The organism is Xanthobacter flavus, from assembly GCF_017875275.1.
In the GTDB taxonomy this organism is placed as follows: domain Bacteria; phylum Pseudomonadota; class Alphaproteobacteria; order Rhizobiales; family Xanthobacteraceae; genus Xanthobacter; species Xanthobacter flavus_A.
The window spans coordinates 2,095,413-2,114,229 of sequence record NZ_JAGGML010000001.1 but is presented as its reverse complement, the minus strand read 5'-3'; the positions used below and the strand labels follow the sequence as shown (position 1 = coordinate 2,114,229).

General features: G+C 64.7%; 13 protein-coding genes. All 13 read left to right on the top strand.

Annotation, left to right across the window (positions count from 1 at the left end; genetic code table 11):
- The first annotated feature begins 268 nt into the window (after positions 1-268).
- The 13 genes from J2126_RS10170 to nifX all read left to right on the top strand — a co-directional run bounded on the left by J2126_RS10170 (position 269) and on the right by nifX (position 18,808).
- Entirely contained in the window at positions 269-2,653 is a 2,385-nt protein-coding gene (locus tag J2126_RS10170; protein WP_209486408.1) for a putative bifunctional diguanylate cyclase/phosphodiesterase, read from the top strand.
- Between the two features lie 333 nt (positions 2,654-2,986).
- Positions 2,987-4,759 carry a nif-specific transcriptional activator NifA gene (nifA, locus tag J2126_RS10165; RefSeq protein ID WP_209490022.1) on the top strand — a complete coding sequence of 591 codons (1,773 nt, stop codon included), beginning with the start codon at positions 2,987-2,989 and terminating at the stop codon, positions 4,757-4,759.
- A gap of 286 nt (positions 4,760-5,045) precedes the next feature.
- Positions 5,046-5,240, top strand: a complete 195-nt coding sequence (locus J2126_RS10160; RefSeq protein ID WP_024281078.1) for a 4Fe-4S binding protein — start codon at positions 5,046-5,048, stop codon at positions 5,238-5,240.
- Positions 5,241-5,408: 168 nt separating this feature from the next.
- Positions 5,409-6,893 carry a Fe-S cluster assembly protein SufB gene (gene sufB, locus J2126_RS10155; protein WP_209486406.1) on the top strand — a complete coding sequence of 495 codons (1,485 nt, stop codon included), beginning with the start codon at positions 5,409-5,411 and terminating at the stop codon, positions 6,891-6,893.
- A 59-nt stretch (positions 6,894-6,952) separates the two neighbouring features.
- The gene (sufC, locus tag J2126_RS10150; protein WP_168457244.1) at positions 6,953-7,714 is read left to right on the top strand and encodes a Fe-S cluster assembly ATPase SufC; all 762 of its coding nucleotides are present in this window, start codon (positions 6,953-6,955) and stop codon (positions 7,712-7,714) included.
- Entirely contained in the window at positions 7,714-9,057 is a 1,344-nt protein-coding gene (gene sufD / locus J2126_RS10145; RefSeq protein ID WP_209486400.1) for a Fe-S cluster assembly protein SufD, read from the top strand. Before sufC ends, sufD begins: the two co-directional genes overlap by 1 nt.
- A gap of 3 nt (positions 9,058-9,060) precedes the next feature.
- Positions 9,061-10,311 carry a cysteine desulfurase gene (locus J2126_RS10140; RefSeq protein ID WP_209486398.1) on the top strand — a complete coding sequence of 417 codons (1,251 nt, stop codon included), beginning with the start codon at positions 9,061-9,063 and terminating at the stop codon, positions 10,309-10,311.
- A gap of 464 nt (positions 10,312-10,775) precedes the next feature.
- Positions 10,776-11,660: a nitrogenase iron protein gene (gene nifH / locus J2126_RS10135; RefSeq protein WP_209486269.1), complete on the top strand. Its 885-nt coding sequence runs from the start codon at positions 10,776-10,778 to the stop codon at positions 11,658-11,660.
- Between the two features lie 84 nt (positions 11,661-11,744).
- Entirely contained in the window at positions 11,745-13,250 is a 1,506-nt protein-coding gene (gene nifD / locus J2126_RS10130; protein WP_209486396.1) for a nitrogenase molybdenum-iron protein alpha chain, read from the top strand.
- 98 nt (positions 13,251-13,348) lie between these two features.
- Positions 13,349-14,908: a nitrogenase molybdenum-iron protein subunit beta gene (nifK, locus tag J2126_RS10125; RefSeq protein WP_209486393.1), complete on the top strand. Its 1,560-nt coding sequence runs from the start codon at positions 13,349-13,351 to the stop codon at positions 14,906-14,908.
- A gap of 131 nt (positions 14,909-15,039) precedes the next feature.
- Entirely contained in the window at positions 15,040-16,935 is a 1,896-nt protein-coding gene (gene nifE / locus J2126_RS10120) for a nitrogenase iron-molybdenum cofactor biosynthesis protein NifE (RefSeq protein ID WP_209486387.1), read from the top strand.
- Positions 16,936-16,944: 9 nt separating this feature from the next.
- On the top strand, positions 16,945-18,372 hold the full coding sequence (gene nifN / locus J2126_RS10115; protein ID WP_209486379.1) for a nitrogenase iron-molybdenum cofactor biosynthesis protein NifN: 1,428 nt from the start codon (positions 16,945-16,947) through the stop codon (positions 18,370-18,372).
- A gap of 40 nt (positions 18,373-18,412) precedes the next feature.
- Entirely contained in the window at positions 18,413-18,808 is a 396-nt protein-coding gene (nifX, locus tag J2126_RS10110; protein ID WP_209486377.1) for a nitrogen fixation protein NifX, read from the top strand.
- The last annotated feature ends 9 nt before the right edge of the window (positions 18,809-18,817 follow it).

Below are 18,817 nucleotides of genomic sequence, written 5' to 3'. Positions count from 1 at the left end.
CAACGCGCCATGCGACGGCACCATACACCGCGCCGGCAGCACATCACTGGGCTGGCCGGGGTATGTGTGTACGTGCGCCATGCATCTCAAAGTAGTATTCACTTGCGCGGCGCTCGCGGGAGCGCATCTTGCCGGTGGGGCATAGGCCATCCATCAGATGCTCCTGAAAAAAGTCGCTGAAGAAATCGGTGGTCGAAGGTATGATTACACGCCGACCAGGCAGCCCGCGTGCTGGCGCGCGGTCAAATGGGCCATTAGAATCCGCGATATGAAAGGTATTTCGGGTCAAGTCGCGAGCGCAGACGGGGCGGGAGGCCCCGAGGCCGCGCGTCTCCGGGCTTTCGGCGGCGAGTTCATCGACAAGGCCCTTGAGCGGCAATTCCGCCTCGCCTGCCTCGAGGAAACCCAACGGCACGCGCGCCTGCTGTTCGCCGCCTCGGTGATTCTCAACGCCCTGTTCCTGATGAGTGACTGGCGATTCGCCGGGACCCCGCATTTCGTGGTCGCGGTGAGTGCCCGGCTCGTGGTGGTGGCGCTGTCGCTCTTATGCCTCGTGGCCGTCCAGGTCGCCACCACGCCGGGGCGGATGACGGCCATCTATGTCACGTGGCTCTGGGGCATATCTGCTGCCATCGCCGTATTGGTCAGTTCGCACAGCGACCTCGCCCTGTTCGTGGTGATGCTGCTGCCGACCGTCTTCTATCTGGCCGTGCCGATCCCGTTCGGCTGGCTGGTGTCCGGCGGGTTCGGGGCCAGCGCCCTGCTGCTCCTGGGCTATCTCGATGGCTCGACGGGCTGGCAGACGGGGATGGGGCTGGCTCTCGCCGTGGCCGTGCTCAACACCATGCTGGCCCTCGTCGCCGCCCGCGCCAACCGCACCGAGCGGCGCTTCTGGTCGGTGGTGCGGGCTGAGCGGGAGGCGAACGAGAAGCTCCGCGCCAGCGAGGACATCCTCGAGAACACATTCCAGGCGGTGCCCATGCCCCTCGTGGTCGCCGGGCTCGACGACGGCCGGCACATCAAGTCCAACGAGGCCGCGCGGCGGTTCTACGGCGGGACGCTGGACCTGCCAGACGCTGCCGGCCTGTGCCAGGCCGCGCTGGGGGGCAACGATGCCGAGGCCCTGCGCGAGCGCCTCCGCCGCGACGGCATGGCCACCGAATTCGAGACCACGGTGACCCTTGCCGATGGCGAGGAGCGCCAGGTGGTGCTTGCTGCCGCGGTCACGCCCTCCGGGCCCATGCCTAATCTCGTGGCGGCACTGGTGGACGTCACCGATCGCCGCGCGGCCGAGCGGCAGGCCCGCTATGCGGCGAGCCACGATGCGCTGACGGGGCTGCCGAACCGCGCGGCCTTCCACGAGGGCCTGGAGGCCGCGCTCGCCCGCCGCAAGCCGGGGCAGGGCATCTGCGTGCTGCTCATGGACCTCGACGGGCTCAAGGACGTCAACGACACCCTCGGCCACGATGCGGGCGACGCGGTTCTCATGGAGACCGCCCATCGGCTCGACGCCCTGATCGACCAGCCGGCCCTCATTGCCCGGCTTGGCGGCGACGAATTCGTATGCGCTGTGGAAGGACCTGATCCGATCGGGCTGGGCCGGCGTCTCGCCCAGAGCATCCTCGTCGAGCTGCGGCGGCCGCTGCTCCATGCCGGCCGGCATTTTTCCACCCGCGCGAGCGTCGGCATCGCCGCCTGCCCGGAACACGACTGTTCCTATGGCGAACTGATGAAGGACGCCGACCTCGCCCTCTACGCCGCCAAGCAGCAGGGCCGGAACCGCGTGGTCGTCTACGCCCCCGCCATGCGCCAGGCGGTGCTGGAGCGCGTGGCGCTGAACCGGGCCATGATCGGCGCGCTCGCCGATGACGAGATCGTGCCCTACTACCAGCCCAAGGTGTCGCTGACGACCGGCCGCCTCGCCGGGGTGGAGGCGCTGGTGCGCTGGCGGCGCTCGCCGCACAGCATTCTGTCGCCCTCCGCCTTCGAGGCCGCGCTCTCCGATCCCGAGCTTGCCGTGCTCATCGGCGAGCGCATGGTACGCCGGGTGGCCAGCGACGTGCGCGGCTGGATCGAGCTCGGCTTCGACTGCGGCCGCGTCGCCATCAACCTTGCGCCCGCCCAGTTCAACAATCGCGACCTCGCGCCGACCCTGCTCCGCCAGTTCCATGCCGCGGGCGTGGAGCCATCGCATTTCGACGTGGAGATCACCGAGACCGTCTTCCTCGGGCGCAGTTCGGAGCATGTGGCGCCGATCCTCGAGGAGCTGGACCGCGCGGGGGTGCGCGTCGCCCTCGACGATTTCGGCACCGGCTATGCCGGCCTCATCCACCTCAAGCAGCTGCCCATCGACACCATCAAGATCGACCAGAGCTTCGTGAAGGACATCGAGCGGGATGCCTTCGACACCGCCATCGTCTGCGCGGTGATCGAGCTCGGACGCAAGCTCGGCATGCGCGTGGTGGCCGAGGGGCTGGAGACCGCGGGGCAGGCGCGGTTCCTGCGCGACAACGGCTGCGAACTGGCACAGGGCTTCCTGTTCTTCCGACCGCTCGCGGCGCCGGAAATGGCTGACCTGCTCCGCGCCGAGCGCCCGGACACCGCGGCCGCCCGACTCGCGCTGTTCTCACAGCCGCTCATCGCAAGGCTGTGAAACGGGTCCTTTGCTGCGCCTGCGTCTTTCACGCTGCACTGCAGAGGTCAGACTGAGGAAAGTTGCGGCAAGTAGAAGCGCCTTGATTTCGCTGGGCGAAATCTTTTTGCCGGATACAGGCCCATATCGTCCCTTCTCTGACAATTGGACCCCAGATGGCCGGCGCAAATGGCCAAGTTGTCGCAGCAAACGCGACAATCGGCATGCCCATGCTCAAACAATCATCAAATCTTGCCGTCAGCTTGGGCACGACATGCGAATAAAACTAAATCAAAGTGTCGCCAATCATACAAAATGGGTGGGGACGGTGCCTGGGGTGATGGAGAGAGCACCATGGTTCAGCAGGAAGCGTTGCAAATCGAGCGCGAGCAGGCGCGATCTCATGTGCCCCTCGTCTCACTGAGCGACGTGGCTCTGACCGGGATCTACGAGATCTCGAAGATCCTGACGGCCCCGAATCGCCTGGAGACCACGCTGTCGAGCGTGGTGAATCTTCTCTCGTCCTTCATGCAGATGCGCCATGGCGTGATTTCGCTGCTCGAAGACGATGGCATTCCCGACATCACCGTCGGTGGCGGCTGGAACGAGGGCACCGATGCGCGCTATCGCGCGCGGCTGCCGGAGAAAGCCATCGGCCAGGTGATCGCGACCGCCGTGCCGCTCATCGCCGAGAATGTCGCCTCTCACCCGGCCTTCAGCGCGGCGGATGCGCAGGCCCTCGGCGCCAGCGAGGACACGCGGGTGTCTTTCATCGGCGTTCCCATCCGCGTCGCCTCCCGCGTCATCGGCACGCTCACCATCGACCGCGTGTGGGACGGGCGCTCCGTGTTCCGGCTCGATTCGGATGTGCGCTTCCTGACCATGGTGGCAAACCTCATCGGCCAGACGGTGCAGCTGCATCGCGTCGTCTCGCGCGACCGCGAGCGGCTGATGGCGGAAAGCGGCCGTCTGCAGAAGCAATTGTCGGAGCTGAAGCCGTCCTCTGTCAGCCGCGAGCGCAAGCGCGTCTATGTCGACGGCATCATCGGCGACAGCCGCGAAATCCGCGCCCTGCTCGACAAGATCATGATCGTCGCCAAGTCCCATTCGCCAGTGTTGCTGCGCGGTGAATCGGGCACCGGCAAGGAGCTGATCGCGAAAGCCATCCACGAGCTTTCGCCCCGCCAGAAGGGGCCCTTCATCAAGCTGAACTGCGCCGCCTTGCCCGAATCCGTTCTGGAGTCCGAGCTGTTCGGCCACGAGAAGGGGGCCTTCACCGGTGCCGTCGGTGCGCGCAAGGGGCGCTTCGAGCTCGCCGACAAGGGTACGCTCTTCCTCGATGAGATCGGCGAGATCTCGCCGGCTTTCCAGGCGAAGCTGCTGCGGGTGCTCCAGGAACAGGAGTTCGAGCGGGTCGGCGGCAGTCACACCCTCAAGGTGAACGTGCGCGTCGTCGCCGCCACCAACCGGAACCTGGAAGAGGCGGTGGCCAAGAACGAATTCCGAGCCGACCTTTATTACCGCATCAGCGTCATCCCGGTGATCGTGCCCTCGCTGCGCGACCGCCGTGGAGATATCCCATTGCTCGCCAACGAGTTCCTCGATCGCTTCAATCGCGAGAACGGCCGGGACCTGCAGTTCAATCAGGATGCCGTGGACGTGCTGATGGGGTGCGGCTTCCCCGGAAACGTGCGCGAGCTGGAGAATTGCGTGCAGCGGACCGCGACTTTGGCGCAGGGCAGCGCGATCGTCGGCGACGACTTCGCCTGCCGTCACAATGAATGCCTGTCGGCGCTGCTGTGGCGCAGCCCGGCCGACGCGCCGCAGACGCGCCGGCCCATGGACATCCCTCTGCCGGTGATGCCGCCGGTGATCAGCGGTGAGGCTGCGAATTCCAACACCGTCTCGCGCCTGCCGCCGCTGACCGTTCCTGTTCCCGCGCCTGCCCCTGCGGTGCCGGTCCGGTCCGCGATTGCGGACGAGGACCTGAACGAGCGCGAGCGTCTGGTGGACGCCATGGAGCGCGCCGGGTGGGTGCAGGCCAAGGCCGCGCGCCTGCTGGGGCTGACGCCCCGCCAGATCGGCTATGCCCTCAAGAAGCACGACATCGAGATCAAGCGCTTCTGAACGGCGACCCGCCGCTCTCCAACCCCGTCACCCTTCGCGACCTATGCCCCCCTCACCACCCGGCGAGGGGGGCTTTTCATTTTTGGCCGAGGCTCCGCGCCATCCGCCGGGCGACCCGGGCGTGAGCTGTCCCCGCTGTCGCACTTGCGACACCGTGTCGGGTGAACGACAGCGGCGCGCGTCGCCAGCTTTCAGGAATAACAATTAAAAATCAATTTGTTGGACGATGGCACGTTGCTTGAAAGAGGCTCTTCGCCTGCCAATCTGCACAGCGCGGAGCTAGCCCATGGCCTACAAGATCGTCGCGTCCCAGTGCACCGTCTGCGGTGCCTGCGAATTCGAGTGCCCGAATGCTGCCATCAGCCTCAAGCGGGACATGTATGTGATCGACCCCAAGAAGTGCACCGAGTGCGAGGGGCATTTCGACAAAGCCCAGTGCGCCGTGGTGTGCCCGGTGGAGAACACCTGCGTCCCGGCCTGACGCCGGTGGCGCCCTGGTGGGGCTGTCGGCTCGCTCCGGACCGGGGCGCCTCCATGGTTCCGGCGGGCCTGACCCCCACACCCAACGAGGTTGGAGCCAGCCGGGCTCCACTCTCCGATCCCCGCGCGGCGGTTCGCGCCGTAGCCTGACAGTTGAATGGAGGACCAGATGGCGGCCGTACAGGACACAGTCGAGCAGGTTCGTTCCATCGACGTCGACCAGTACAAATATGGATTCGAGACCAACATCGAATCCGAGAAGGCGCCGAAGGGCCTCTCCGAAGAGGTGATCCGCTTCATCTCGGCCAAGAAGGAAGAGCCGGAGTGGATGCTGCAGTGGCGCCTCGACGCCTATGCCCGCTGGCTCACGATGCAGGAGCCGGAGTGGGCGCGCGTCAGCTATCCGCAGATCGACTTCCAGGACCTCTACTATTATTCCCAGCCCAAGAAGTTCAAGGCGCCGAAGTCGCTGGACGAGGTCGATCCGGAAATCCTGAAGACCTACGAGAAGCTCGGCATCCCGCTCCGGGAGCAGGTGATCCTGGCCGGCGTGGAAATGCCCGAGGGCGAGCGACCGAAAATCGCGGTGGACGCGGTGTTCGACAGCGTCTCGGTGGCCACCACCTTCAAGGAGGAACTGAAGGCTGCCGGCGTGATCTTCATGCCCATCTCCGAGGCCCTGCGCGAGCATCCCGATCTGGTGAAGCAGTATCTGGGCAGCGTGGTTCCGGCGACCGACAATTATTATGCGACATTGAACCAGGCGGTGTTCTCGGACGGCTCGTTCGTCTACATCCCGCCGGGCGTGCGCTGCCCGATGGAGCTGTCCACCTATTTCCGCATCAACGAGAAGAACACCGGCCAGTTCGAGCGCACCCTGATCATCGCCGACAAGGGCTCCTACGTCTCCTATCTCGAGGGCTGCACCGCGCCCATGCGCGACGAGAACCAGCTGCACGCCGCCGTGGTGGAACTGGTCGCCCTCGATGATGCCGAGATCAAGTATTCCACCGTCCAGAACTGGTACCCCGGCGATGCCGAGGGCAAGGGCGGCATCTATAATTTCGTGACCAAGCGCGGCGACTGCCGTGGCAGGAATTCCAAGATTTCCTGGACCCAGGTGGAGACCGGCTCTGCCATCACCTGGAAGTATCCGAGCTGCGTTCTGCGCGGCGAGGGTTCTTCCGGCGAGTTTTACTCCATCGCCATTTCCAACGGTCGCCAGCAGGTGGATTCCGGCACCAAGATGATCCATCTCGGCAAGAACACCACGAGCCGGATCATCTCCAAGGGCATTTCGGCCGGCAAGTCCAACAACACCTATCGCGGCCTCGTCTCGGCCCATCGCAAGGCGGCCGGCGCGCGCAACTTCACCAATTGCGACTCGCTGCTCATCGGCGACCTCTGCGGCGCGCATACCGTGCCGTATATCGAGGCCAAGAACCCCACGGCGCAGTTCGAGCACGAGGCCACCACCTCGAAAATCTCGGAAGACATGCTGTTTTACTGCATGCAGCGCGGCCTCTCGCAGGAAGATGCCGTCGCTCTCGTCGTGAACGGTTTCGTCCGTGACGTGCTCCAGCAGCTTCCCATGGAGTTCGCCGTCGAGGCGCAGAAGCTCATCTCCATCAGCCTGGAAGGCAGCGTCGGCTGACGCCTCCCAGTCTTCTTTCAGTAGCGTCGCCGGGCAACGATAACCAGAGGATCTTCACCATGGCTCCCCTTCTCGAAATCAAGGACCTCCATGCCGAGATCGCTGGGGGGCGCAAGATCATCAACGGGATGAACCTCACCATCAATCCCGGTGAAGTTCATGCCATCATGGGGCCGAACGGCGCCGGCAAATCCACGCTGTCCTACGTTCTCTCCGGCAAGCCGGGCTATGAGATCACCGGCGGCGAGGTCATCTTCCGCGGTGTCAACCTCCTCGACCTCTCCCCGGACGAGCGCGCCGCGCAGGGGCTGTTCCTCTGCTTCCAGTATCCGCTGGAAATCCCCGGCGTCTCCAACATGGCTTTCCTGCACACCGCAGTGAACAGCCAGCGCAAGAAGCGCGGCGAGGTGGAACTGACTTCTCCCGAGCTGGTGCGCAAGGTGCGCGAGCTGGGCAAGCAGCTGGGCATCGACACCGAGATGCTGAAGCGCCCGGTGAATGTGGGCTTCTCCGGTGGCGAGAAGAAGCGCAACGAGACGCTGCAGATGATGCTTCTGGAGCCTTATTTCTGCGTGCTCGACGAGGCGGACTCGGGCCTCGACATCGACGCGCTCAAGGTGGTCTCCAACGGCGTGAACGCCCTGCGCTCGCCTGAACGCTCGATGCTGGTCATCACCCACTATCAGCGCCTGCTCGACTATATTGTCCCGGACGTGGTGCATGTCTTCAATGCCGGCCGCATCGTCCACACGGGTGGCAAGGAACTGGCGCTGGAGCTTGAGGCCACCGGCTACGCCCAGTACCAGAGCGAGGCCGCGTGATGGCCACGACAGCTCCGGCCATCGTCCGTCCCATGAAGACCGGCGCCGAACTGGCGCTGGCCGAGACCTTCGCCGCCGTGCGCGCCAGCCTGCCCGGCGGTCCCGACGTGGCGGCCCAGCGCACGGCGGCTTTCGAGACCTTCGCCGATGCGGGCCTCCCGCACCGCCGGGTCGAGAGCTGGAGATACACCGACCTGCGCGCCCTGATGCGCGATGCCAAGCCCCTCGCACCGCTGCCCGACGCGGACGCCAAGGCGAAGGCGGTGGCCGCCGGCGGCCTCTTCTCCGCCCTCGGCTTCCGTCGCCTCGTGGTGGTGAACGGCGCCTTCGTGCCCGAGCTGTCCGATCTCTCGGGTCTGGAGCCCGGCCTCACCATCGCCTCCACGGCGGATGCGCTGGCCGATCCGGCGGGCCTTCCCGCAAGCTACCTCGGCCGCACTGTTGCTTCGTCTGACGCCGTGCTCGCCCTCAACACCGCACTCATGGGCGACGGCGTCGTGGTGCATGTCGCCGCCGGCGAATCGATCCTGCGGCCGGTGGAGCTGGTGTTCGTGACCACCGCCGAGACACCGGTGGCTGCCTTCACCCGCTCGCTGGTGGTGGTGGAGGATGGCGCCAGCCTCTCCCTTATCGAGAGCCATGAAGGGCCTGCGGGCATCGCCTATCAGGTCAGTACGGCGCTGGAGCTGGTGGTGGGCGCCGGCGCAACGTTCGAGCGCGTCAAGGTGACGACCGAAGGCAGCGACGCGGTACATCTCGCCACGATGCTGGCGAAGGTGGGCGCCGACGCGCGCTTCTCCAACACCTTCTTCACCACCGGCGGCGCCGTGGTGCGCAACCAGCTTCTGCTGCATCTCGCGGGAGAGAACGTGAAGGCGCACATGGGCGGCGTGAGCCTGCTCGCGGGCAAGCAGCACGCCGACACCCTGCTGTCCGTGGACCATGCGGCGCCGGCCGGGGAGAGCCGGGAATCCTTCCGCGCGGTGCTGGACGGCGCCTCCCAGGACATCTTCCAGGGCAAGATCGCCGTGCGCCAGGCGGCGCAGAAGACCGACGCCCGCATGCTCAGTCGCGCGCTGCTGCTGACCGAGACGGCGGAATCCTGCAATAAGCCGGAGCTGGAGATCTTCGCCGACGATGTGCAGTGCGGCCACGGCTGCACCACCGGCACGCTCGACCAGCAGATCAAGTTCTATCTCATGGCCCGCGGCATCCCCGCCAAGGAGGCCGAGGCGCTCCTCATCCAGGCCTTCGTCGGCGAGGTGATCGACTCCATCGGCGAGGAGGGCATCCGCACCGCTCTCGCCGAGGCGACGCGCGCCTGGCTGCTGGGACGGGAGTGAATGATGACCGCTCTTCACCCCGCGGTCTCGAACGGTTCCTACGACGTGATGCGCGTGCGCGAGGATTTCCCGATCCTCGGCCTCAAGGTCAACGGCAAGCCGCTGGTCTATCTCGACAATGGCGCCTCGGCGCAGAAGCCGAAGGCGGTGCTCGACCGCATCCAGCAGGTCTACACCTCCGAATACGCCAATGTGCATCGCGGCCTGCACTATCTCGCCAATGCCGCGACCGAGGCCTATGAGGGCGGCCGCCATGCGGTGCAGCGCTTCCTCAATGCCGCGCGCCCGGAAGAGATCATCTTCACCCGCAGCGCCACGGAAGCGATCAACCTCGTCGCCGCCACCTTCGGCAAGGCTCGCATCAAGGAGGGCGACGAGATCGTCCTCTCCATCATGGAGCACCACGCCAACATCGTGCCGTGGCACTTCCTGCGCGAGAACCAGGGTGCGGTGCTGAAGTGGGCGCCGGTGGACGACGAGGGCAACTTTCTCCTCGATGAATTCGAGAAGCTGCTCACGGACCGCACCAAGCTGGTGGCCATCACCCAGATGTCCAACGTGCTGGGCACCACCGTCCCGGTCAAGGAGGTGGTGAAGATCGCCCACGCGCGCGGCATCCCCGTGCTGGTGGACGGCTCCCAGGGCGCGGTCCACCTCGATGTGGACGTGCAGGATATCGACTGCGACTTCTACATCATCACCGGCCACAAGCTCTATGGCCCCACGGGCATCGGCGCGCTCTATGGCAAGTATGAGCATCTCGAGGCCATGCCGCCCTTCAACGGCGGCGGGGAAATGATCCGCGAAGTGCGGCAGGATTCCATCACCTATGGCGATCCGCCCCACCGGTTCGAGGCAGGCACGCCGGCCATCGTGCAGGCCGCGGGGCTCGGGGCCGCGCTCGACTACATCCAGTCCATCGGCAAGGCGCGCATCCGCGCCCACGAGAACGAGCTCTGTCGCTATGCGCAGGAGCGGCTGGGCGAGCTGAACTCCGTGCGCATCATCGGCACGGCCAAGGAGAAGGGTGCCATCATCTCGTTCGAGATCGCCGGCGCCCATGCCCACGACTTCGCGACGCTCATCGACAATGACGGCATCGCGGTGCGTGCCGGCACCCATTGCGCCATGCCGCTCCTGGAGCGGTTCGGCGTCGCGGCCACCTGCCGGGCCTCCTTCGGGCTTTACAACACGCGCGACGAAGTAGACCGCTTCGTCGCGGCGCTCAGCAAGGCGCAGGAGTTGATCGGCTGACACGGGCGTCGCGCGCGCCCAAGGCATCTTTCTCATGGACTACGACGGGCCGGCATCGCCGGCCCGTTTTGCGTTGGTCGATGACCATCCGAAAGGGAAGGTCGACAATGTGACAGGCCGGCGCACACCGCCATTGTCAGGTTTCAACAGGCCCGATCAGCGGCTCCGGAGTGTCCTGTTTCAAACAGCCCTAAACTGGCGTGTCGGCCGCAAAATCTCTGTGTCGGGTTTTGGACATGGTTCTGATGTCCCTATAAAGTATTGTTTTCAATAGATAATTCACCCCGAAAATCGCTGGCACACTCGTTGCTACACCTCTGTCAGGCGCCAGGCTGCTGGCTGGTGGGCTCCGGAAGGGCCCCGTCCGCATCCTCGCCTGAGTGCAACGCCCCCGGCCTGGTTGCGTCCTGCGCAGCGGCCCGGAGGGCACCGAATCCTCGTCTGTAGGTTCGAAGGAGAGCAAGATGGCTTCGCTGCGACAGATCGCGTTTTACGGCAAGGGTGGCATCGGCAAGTCCACCACGTCCCAGAACACCCTTGCGGCCCTGACCGAGCTTGGTCAGCGCATCCTCATCGTGGGTTGCGACCCGAAGGCGGATTCGACCCGCCTGATCCTGCATGCCAAGGCGCAGGACACCATCCTTTCGCTGGCCGCCAACGCGGGCTCGGTGGAAGACCTCGAGCTCGAGGACGTGATGAAGGTCGGCTACAAGGACATCCGCTGCGTGGAGTCCGGTGGTCCGGAGCCGGGCGTCGGCTGCGCCGGCCGCGGCGTGATCACCTCGATCAACTTCCTTGAGGAGAACGGCGCCTACGAGGACATCGACTACGTGTCCTACGACGTGCTGGGCGACGTGGTGTGCGGCGGTTTCGCGATGCCGATCCGCGAGAACAAGGCGCAGGAAATCTACATCGTCATGTCCGGCGAGATGATGGCCATGTATGCGGCCAACAACATCTCCAAGGGCATCCTGAAGTATGCGAACTCCGGCGGCGTGCGCCTGGGCGGCCTGGTGTGCAACGAGCGCCAGACCGACAAGGAATATGAGCTGGCGGAGTCGCTGGCGAAGAAGCTCGGCACCACGCTGATCTACTTCGTTCCGCGCGACAACATCGTGCAGCACGCCGAGCTGCGCCGCATGACGGTGATCGAGTATGCGCCCGATTCCGCGCAGGCCCAGCACTACCGCAACCTCGCGACCAAGGTGCATGGCAACTCGGGCAACGGCATCATCCCGACCCCGATCACCATGGACGAGCTCGAAGACCTGCTCATGGAGCACGGCATCATGAAGGCCGTGGACGAGAGCATCGTCGGCAAGACCGCCGCCGAGCTCGCCGTCGGCTGACGCCCCGCGTCGCATGACCCGAGGCCGGCCTCAATTGCGGGGCCGGCCTGCCAAACGGCAACCCAACGAGAGCGAGATTGCGAAATGAGCTTGGCCCAACCGCAAAGCGTTGCTGAAATCAAGGCGCGGAACAAGGAACTCGTCGCGGAAGTCCTCAAGGTTTATCCCGAGAAGACCGCGAAGCGCCGCGCGAAGCACCTCAACGTCCACGAGTCCGGCAAGTCCGACTGCGGCGTGAAGTCGAACATCAAGTCCATCCCGGGCGTGATGACGATCCGCGGCTGCGCCTACGCCGGCTCCAAGGGCGTGGTGTGGGGTCCCATCAAGGACATGATCCACATCTCCCACGGCCCGGTGGGCTGCGGCCAGTACAGCTGGGCCGCCCGCCGCAACTACTACATCGGCACGACCGGCATCGACACCTTCGTGACGATGCAGTTCACCTCCGACTTCCAGGAAAAGGACATCGTCTTCGGCGGCGACAAGAAGCTCGCGAAGATCATGGACGAAATCCAGGAACTGTTTCCGCTCAACAACGGCATCACCGTCCAGTCCGAGTGCCCGATCGGCCTCATCGGCGACGACATCGAAGCCGTGTCCAAGTCCAAGTCCAAGGAATACGACGGCAAGACCATCGTTCCGGTCCGCTGCGAAGGTTTCCGCGGCGTGTCGCAGTCTCTCGGCCACCACATCGCCAACGACGCGGTGCGGGACTGGGTGTTCGACAAGCTGGATCCGAACAAGCCGGCCCCGTTCGAGCAGTCGCCGTATGACGTCGCCATCATCGGCGACTACAACATCGGCGGCGACGCCTGGTCGTCCCGTATCCTCCTTGAGGAGATGGGGCTGCGCGTGATCGCCCAGTGGTCGGGCGACGGCTCGCTCGCCGAGCTCGAGAACACCCCCCGGGCGAAGCTGAACGTGCTGCACTGCTACCGTTCCATGAACTACATCTCCCGCCACATGGAAGAGAAGTTCGGGATCCCGTGGTGCGAGTACAACTTCTTCGGTCCCTCCAAGATCGCGGAGTCGCTGCGCAAGATCGCTGCTTATTTCGACGACAAGATCAAGGAAGGCGCCGAGCGCGTCATCGCCAAGTACGCGCCCCTCATGGACGCGGTGATCGCCAAGTACCGTCCGCGCCTCGAGGGCAAGACCGTCATGCTGTACGTGGGCGGCCTGCGTCCCCGTCACGTGATCGGCGCCTACGAAGATCTCGGCATGGAAGTGGTGGGCACGGGTTATGAGTTCGGCCACAACGACGACTATCAGCGCACCGCCCAGCACTACGTCAAGGATGGCACGCTGATCTATGACGACGTGACCGGCTACGAGTTCGAGAAGTTTGTCGAGAAGGTCCAGCCGGACCTGGTCGGCTCGGGCATCAAGGAAAAGTACGTCTTCCAGAAGATGGGCGTGCCGTTCCGCCAGATGCACTCCTGGGACTACTCGGGCCCCTACCACGGCTACGATGGCTTCGCCATCTTCGCCCGCGACATGGACATGGCCATCAATTCCCCCGTCTGGAAGATGACCAAGGCTCCGTGGAAGCAGGCTCCCGGCCAGGCTGGGCTGCTCGCCGCCGAGTGAGGCGGGTTTTCGAGCGCCTGAACCAGACGCCCCTCCCTTCACGGGGAGGGGCACCCGGGACGGGCTCCCATATTTGACCCACATATTAGGGGTTCGAGATGCCACAGAATGCAGATAACGTGCTCGATCACTTCGAGCTGTTCCGCGGTCCCGAGTACCAGCAGATGCTGGCCAACAAGAAGAAGATGTTTGAGAACCCCCGCGATCCCGCCGAAGTCGAGCGCATTCGCGAGTGGGCCAAAACTCCCGAGTACAAGGAAAAGAACTTCGCCCGCGAGGCCCTGACGGTGAACCCGGCCAAGGCCTGCCAGCCGCTCGGCGCGGTGTTCGTGGCGGTCGGCTTCGAGCACACGATCCCGTTCGTGCATGGCTCGCAGGGCTGCGTCGCCTACTATCGCTCGCACCTGTCCCGTCACTTCAAGGAGCCCAGCTCCTGCGTGTCGTCGTCCATGACGGAAGATGCGGCGGTGTTCGGCGGCCTCAACAACATGATTGACGGCCTCGCCAACACCTACAGCATGTACAAGCCCAAGATGATCGCCGTCTCCACCACCTGCATGGCGGAAGTCATCGGCGACGACCTCAACGCCTTCATCAAGACGGCGAAGGAAAAGGGCTCGGTCCCGCAGGAATACGACGTTCCCTTCGCTCACACTCCGGCCTTCGTCGGCAGCCATGTCACCGGCTACGACAATGCCATCAAGGGCGTGCTGGAGCACTTCTGGGACGGCAAGGCCGGCACCGCCCCCAAGCTGGTTCGCGAGCCGAACGAGAAGATCAACTTCATCGGCGGCTTCGACGGCTACACCGTCGGCAACCTGCGTGAAGTCAAGCGCATCTTCGGCCTGATGGGCGTGGACTACACCATCCTCGGCGACAATTCGGAAGTCTTCGACACGCCGACCGACGGCGAGTTCCGCATGTATGACGGCGGCACCACCCTGGAGGAGGCGGCCAACGCCGTCCACGCCAAGGCCACCATCTCCATGCAGGAATACTGCACCGAGAAGACACTGCCGTTCATCGGCAATCACGGCCAGGAAGTCGTCGCCTTCAACCACCCCGTGGGCGTGAAGGGTACCGACGAGTTCCTGATGGCGATCTCGCGGATCTCCGGCAAGGAAATCCCCGAGGAACTCGCCAAGGAGCGCGGCCGCCTGGTTGACGCCATCGCCGACTCGAACGCCCATATCCACGGCAAGAAGTTCGCCATCTACGGCGATCCCGACCTCTGCCTGGGCCTCGCCGCCTTCCTGCTGGAGCTCGGCGCCGAGCCCACCCACGTGCTTGCCACCAACGGCAATCAGAAGTGGGCGGACAAGGTCCAGAAGCTGTTCGATAGCTCGCCGTTCGGCCAGAACTGCAACGTCTATCCCGGCCGCGACCTCTGGCACATGCGTTCCCTGCTCTTCACCGAGCCGGTGGACTTCCTGATCGGCAACACCTACGGCAAGTATCTCGAGCGCGACACGGGCACTCCGCTGATCCGTATCGGCTTCCCGGTGTTCGACCGTCACCACCACCACCGCCGTCCGGTGTGGGGCTATCAGGGCGGCATGAACGTTCTGATCACCATCCTCGACAAGATCTTCGACACCATCGATCAGAACACGATCGTACCTGCGAAGACCGACTATTCGTTCGACATCATCCGTTGATCGCATAGGTGAAATGATCGATCCGGCCCGGGGCCCCGCCCGGGCCGGCCCGACAGGGAGAGTGAAGTCCGCCCCGATGTGATGTTCGCGCCCGCGATCTTTGCACAGCCCGTCCGCCGAAGGAGAGATCCATGAGCTCGGTTTCCGCCACGATCCAGCAAGTGTTCAACGAGCCCGGCTGCACGAAGAACCAGAACAAATCGGAGGCGGAAAAGAAGAAGGGGTGCACCAAGCAGCTCCAGCCCGGCGGCGCCGCCGGTGGGTGCGCCTTCGATGGCGCCAAGATCGCCCTTCAGCCGCTGACCGATGTCGCGCACCTGGTGCATGGCCCCATTGCCTGCGAGGGCAACAGCTGGGACAACCGCGGCGCGCGCTCCTCCGGCTCGCAGATCTGGCGCACCGGCTTCACCACCGACATCAACGAAACCGACGTGGTGTTCGGTGGTGAGAAGCGCCTGTTCAAGTCCATCAAGGAAATCATCGAGAAGTACGATCCCCCGGCCGTCTTCGTCTACCAGACCTGCGTGCCCGCCATGATCGGCGACGACATTGATGCGGTCTGCAAGGCGGCGAAGGAGAAGTTCGGCAAGCCGGTGATCCCGATCAATTCGCCCGGCTTCGTGGGCCCGAAGAATCTCGGCAACAAGCTTGCCGGCGAGGCCATCCTTGACCATGTCATCGGCACCGAGGAGCCGGAATATACGACACCGTACGACATCAACATCATCGGCGAATACAATCTCTCCGGAGAGTTGTGGCAGGTGAAGCCCCTGCTCGACGAGCTGGGCATTCGCATCCTCGCCTGCATCTCCGGCGACGGCCGCTACAAGGATGTCGCCTCCTCCCATCGCGCGAAGGCGGCGATGATGGTCTGCTCCAAGGCCATGATCAACGTGGCCCGCAAGATGGAGGAGCGCTACGACATCCCCTTCTTCGAGGGCTCCTTCTACGGCATCCAGGATTCCTCGGATTCGCTGCGTGAACTCGCCCGCATGCTCATCGAGCGCGGCGCCGATCCCGAGCTGATGGACCGCACCGAGGCGCTGATCGAGCGCGAGGAAGCGCGGGCCTGGGCGGCGATCGCGAAGTTCAAGGACCGCTTCAAGAACAAGAAGGTGTTGCTCATCACCGGCGGCGTGAAGTCCTGGTCGGTGGTCGCGGCGCTGCAGGAGGCCGGCCTCGAGCTGGTCGGCACCTCGGTCAAGAAGTCCACCAAGGAGGACAAGGAGCGCATCAAGGAGCTCATGGGGCAGGACGCCCACATGATCGACGACATGACGCCCCGCGAAATGTACAAGATGCTGAAGGACGCGAAGGCCGACATCATGCTCTCGGGCGGCCGCTCGCAGTTCATCGCGCTCAAGGCCGCCATGCCGTGGCTCGACATCAATCAGGAGCGCCACCACGCCTACATGGGCTACATCGGCATGGTGAAGCTCGTCGAGGAGATCGACAAGGCGCTCTACAATCCCATCTGGGAGCAGGTGCGCAAGCCCGCCCCATGGGACAATCCCGAAAACAACTGGCAGAACCGCGCCATCGCCGAGATGGAGGCCGAGGCCGCCGCGCTTGCCGCCGATCCGGTCGCCGCCGAGAAGGCACGGCGCGCCAAGAAGATCTGCAACTGCAAGAGCGTGGACCTCGGCACCATCGAGGACGCCATCACGGCCCACGGCCTCACCACGGTCGAGGGCGTGAAGACCCACACCAACGCCTCCGGCGGCTGCGGCGCGTGCTCGGGCCGCATCGAGGATATCTTCGAGGCCCTCGGCGTCGCGGAGCCCCCGCCGGCTGATCCGGTGCTGGCCGAGGCCGCGCGCCGCGCCAAGAAGGTCTGCAACTGCAAGAGCGTCTCCGTCGGTACCATCGAGGATGCGGTCGCCGCCGGCGCGGCGAACCTCGCCGAGGTGACCGCCCGCACCGAGGCCGGCTCCGGCTGCGGCAAGTGCGGTGAGCGCATCGAGGACATGCTGGACGAACTCATCGCCCCGCTCGGCACGCCGGCCGCTCTCGTGGCCGCCGAATAGGAGGGGGCGATGGCCAAGTTCGTCCAAGGCAAGAAGAGCTGTGCGGTCAATCCGCTGAAGATGAGCCAGCCCATCGGCGGCGCGCTCGCCTTCATGGGGCTCCGAGGCGCCATGCCGCTGCTGCACGGCTCGCAGGGCTGCACCTCGTTCGGCCTCGTGCTGTTTGTGCGGCACTTCAAGGAGGCGATCCCGCTCCAGACCACGGCCATGAGCGAGGTCGCCACCGTGCTCGGCGGTTATGACAATGTCGAGCAAGCCATCCTCAACATCTACAACCGCACAAAGCCTGAAATCATCGGCATCTGCTCCACAGGCGTCACCGAGACCAAGGGCGACGACGTGGACGGCTACATCAAGATGGTGCGGGACAAGTATCCGCAACTCGCGGACTTCCCGATGGTCTATGTTTCCACGCCGGATTTCAAGGATGCCTTCCAGGACGGCTGGGAAAAGACGGTCGCCAAGATCGTCGAGGTGCTGGTGAAGAAGCCCGAGCCGGATGCACCGAAGAATCCGAAGCGCGTGAACGTGCTGCCCGGCTGCCACCTCCAGCCCGGCGATCTGGACGAGTTGCGCTGCATCCTTGAGGATTTTGGCCTTCAGCCCTCCTTCCTCCCGGACCTCGTCGGTTCTCTCGACGGCCATATCCCGGACGATTTCACGCCGACCACCATCGGCGGCATCGGTGTGGACGAGATCGCCACCATGGGCGAGGCGGCCTGGACCATCGCCATCGGCACCCAGATGAAGGCGGCCGCCGAGGCGATGCAGAAGAAGACAGGCACGCCCTACCGGCTGTTCGAGCGCCTCTGCGGGCTCGGGCCGAACGACGAATTCTTCATGTTCCTGAGCGAGATCTCGGGCCGCGAGGTGCCGCGCCGCTATCGCCGGCAGCGGGGCCAGCTGGTCGATGCGATGCTGGATGCGCATTTCCACCTCGGCGGCCGCAAGCTCGCCATCGGTGCGGAGCCGGACCTCCTGTTCGATGTCGCCTCCGCCTTGCACGAGATGGGTGCGCACGTCACGGCCGCCGTCACCACCACCCAGTCGCCGGTGTTCGAGAAGTTGCCGTGCGACGAGGTCCTTCTGGGTGATCTTGAGGATCTGGAGACGCTGGCGACGGAGCGCGGCTGTGACCTGCTGCTCACGCACTCCCACGGACGCCAGGCGGCGGACCGGCTCAACATCCCCTTCTACCGCATCGGCATTCCCATGTTCGACCGCATCGGCTCCGGCCACAAGATGACGGTCGGCTATCGCGGCACGCGCGACCTCATGTTCACACTGGCGAACATGTGCATCGCCGACCACGAGCAGAACCACGACGCGACCCCCGAGACCTGGAAAAATCCCTGGGACGACCATGGCCACGGCCATGGAGGTGCCCACTCGGGCGCGCCGGAACTCGGCCCCGCACCCAGCACCGCCCATCACTGACGTTCCCAACGACCCCGACCGCGAGAGAGGCGAGCCTGCCATGAAAGTCGCATTCGCAACCCAGGATCTCAAAAGGGTCGATGCCCATTTCGGCTGGGCGAAGAACATCGCCATCTACGAGGTGGGTCCGGAAGGCCATCACTTCATCGAGGCCATCGAGTTTGACGGCGACCTGAAGGAAGACGGCAACGAGGACAAGCTGGCGCCGAAGATCGATGCGATCAAGGACTGCACCATCCTCTATGTAGCCGCCATCGGCGGTTCCGGCGCCGCCCGCGTGGTCGCCAACAACATTCATCCGATGAAGGTCAACCAGCCCGAGGATATCTCCGATCTCATCGGCAAGCTGGAAGTCGTCCTTCAGGGCAACCCACCCCCGTGGCTGCGCAAGGTCATGTCGAAGGGCCAAGAGCGCACGTTCGATTTCGACGAGTGAGGGATAGTC

Coding starts and splice junctions, on each gene's coding strand:
- nifA (WP_209490022.1), top strand. CDS start 2,987: ATGGTTCAGCAGGAAGCGTTGCAAATCGAGCGCGAGCAGGCGCGATCT.
- sufB (WP_209486406.1), top strand. CDS start 5,409: ATGGCGGCCGTACAGGACACAGTCGAGCAGGTTCGTTCCATCGACGTC.
- nifD (WP_209486396.1), top strand. CDS start 11,745: ATGAGCTTGGCCCAACCGCAAAGCGTTGCTGAAATCAAGGCGCGGAAC.
- nifK (WP_209486393.1), top strand. CDS start 13,349: ATGCCACAGAATGCAGATAACGTGCTCGATCACTTCGAGCTGTTCCGC.
- sufD (WP_209486400.1), top strand. CDS start 7,714: ATGGCCACGACAGCTCCGGCCATCGTCCGTCCCATGAAGACCGGCGCC.
- nifE (WP_209486387.1), top strand. CDS start 15,040: ATGAGCTCGGTTTCCGCCACGATCCAGCAAGTGTTCAACGAGCCCGGC.
- J2126_RS10170 (WP_209486408.1), top strand. CDS start 269: ATGAAAGGTATTTCGGGTCAAGTCGCGAGCGCAGACGGGGCGGGAGGC.
- sufC (WP_168457244.1), top strand. CDS start 6,953: ATGGCTCCCCTTCTCGAAATCAAGGACCTCCATGCCGAGATCGCTGGG.
- J2126_RS10140 (WP_209486398.1), top strand. CDS start 9,061: ATGACCGCTCTTCACCCCGCGGTCTCGAACGGTTCCTACGACGTGATG.
- nifH (WP_209486269.1), top strand. CDS start 10,776: ATGGCTTCGCTGCGACAGATCGCGTTTTACGGCAAGGGTGGCATCGGC.
- nifN (WP_209486379.1), top strand. CDS start 16,945: ATGGCCAAGTTCGTCCAAGGCAAGAAGAGCTGTGCGGTCAATCCGCTG.
- J2126_RS10160 (WP_024281078.1), top strand. CDS start 5,046: ATGGCCTACAAGATCGTCGCGTCCCAGTGCACCGTCTGCGGTGCCTGC.
- nifX (WP_209486377.1), top strand. CDS start 18,413: ATGAAAGTCGCATTCGCAACCCAGGATCTCAAAAGGGTCGATGCCCAT.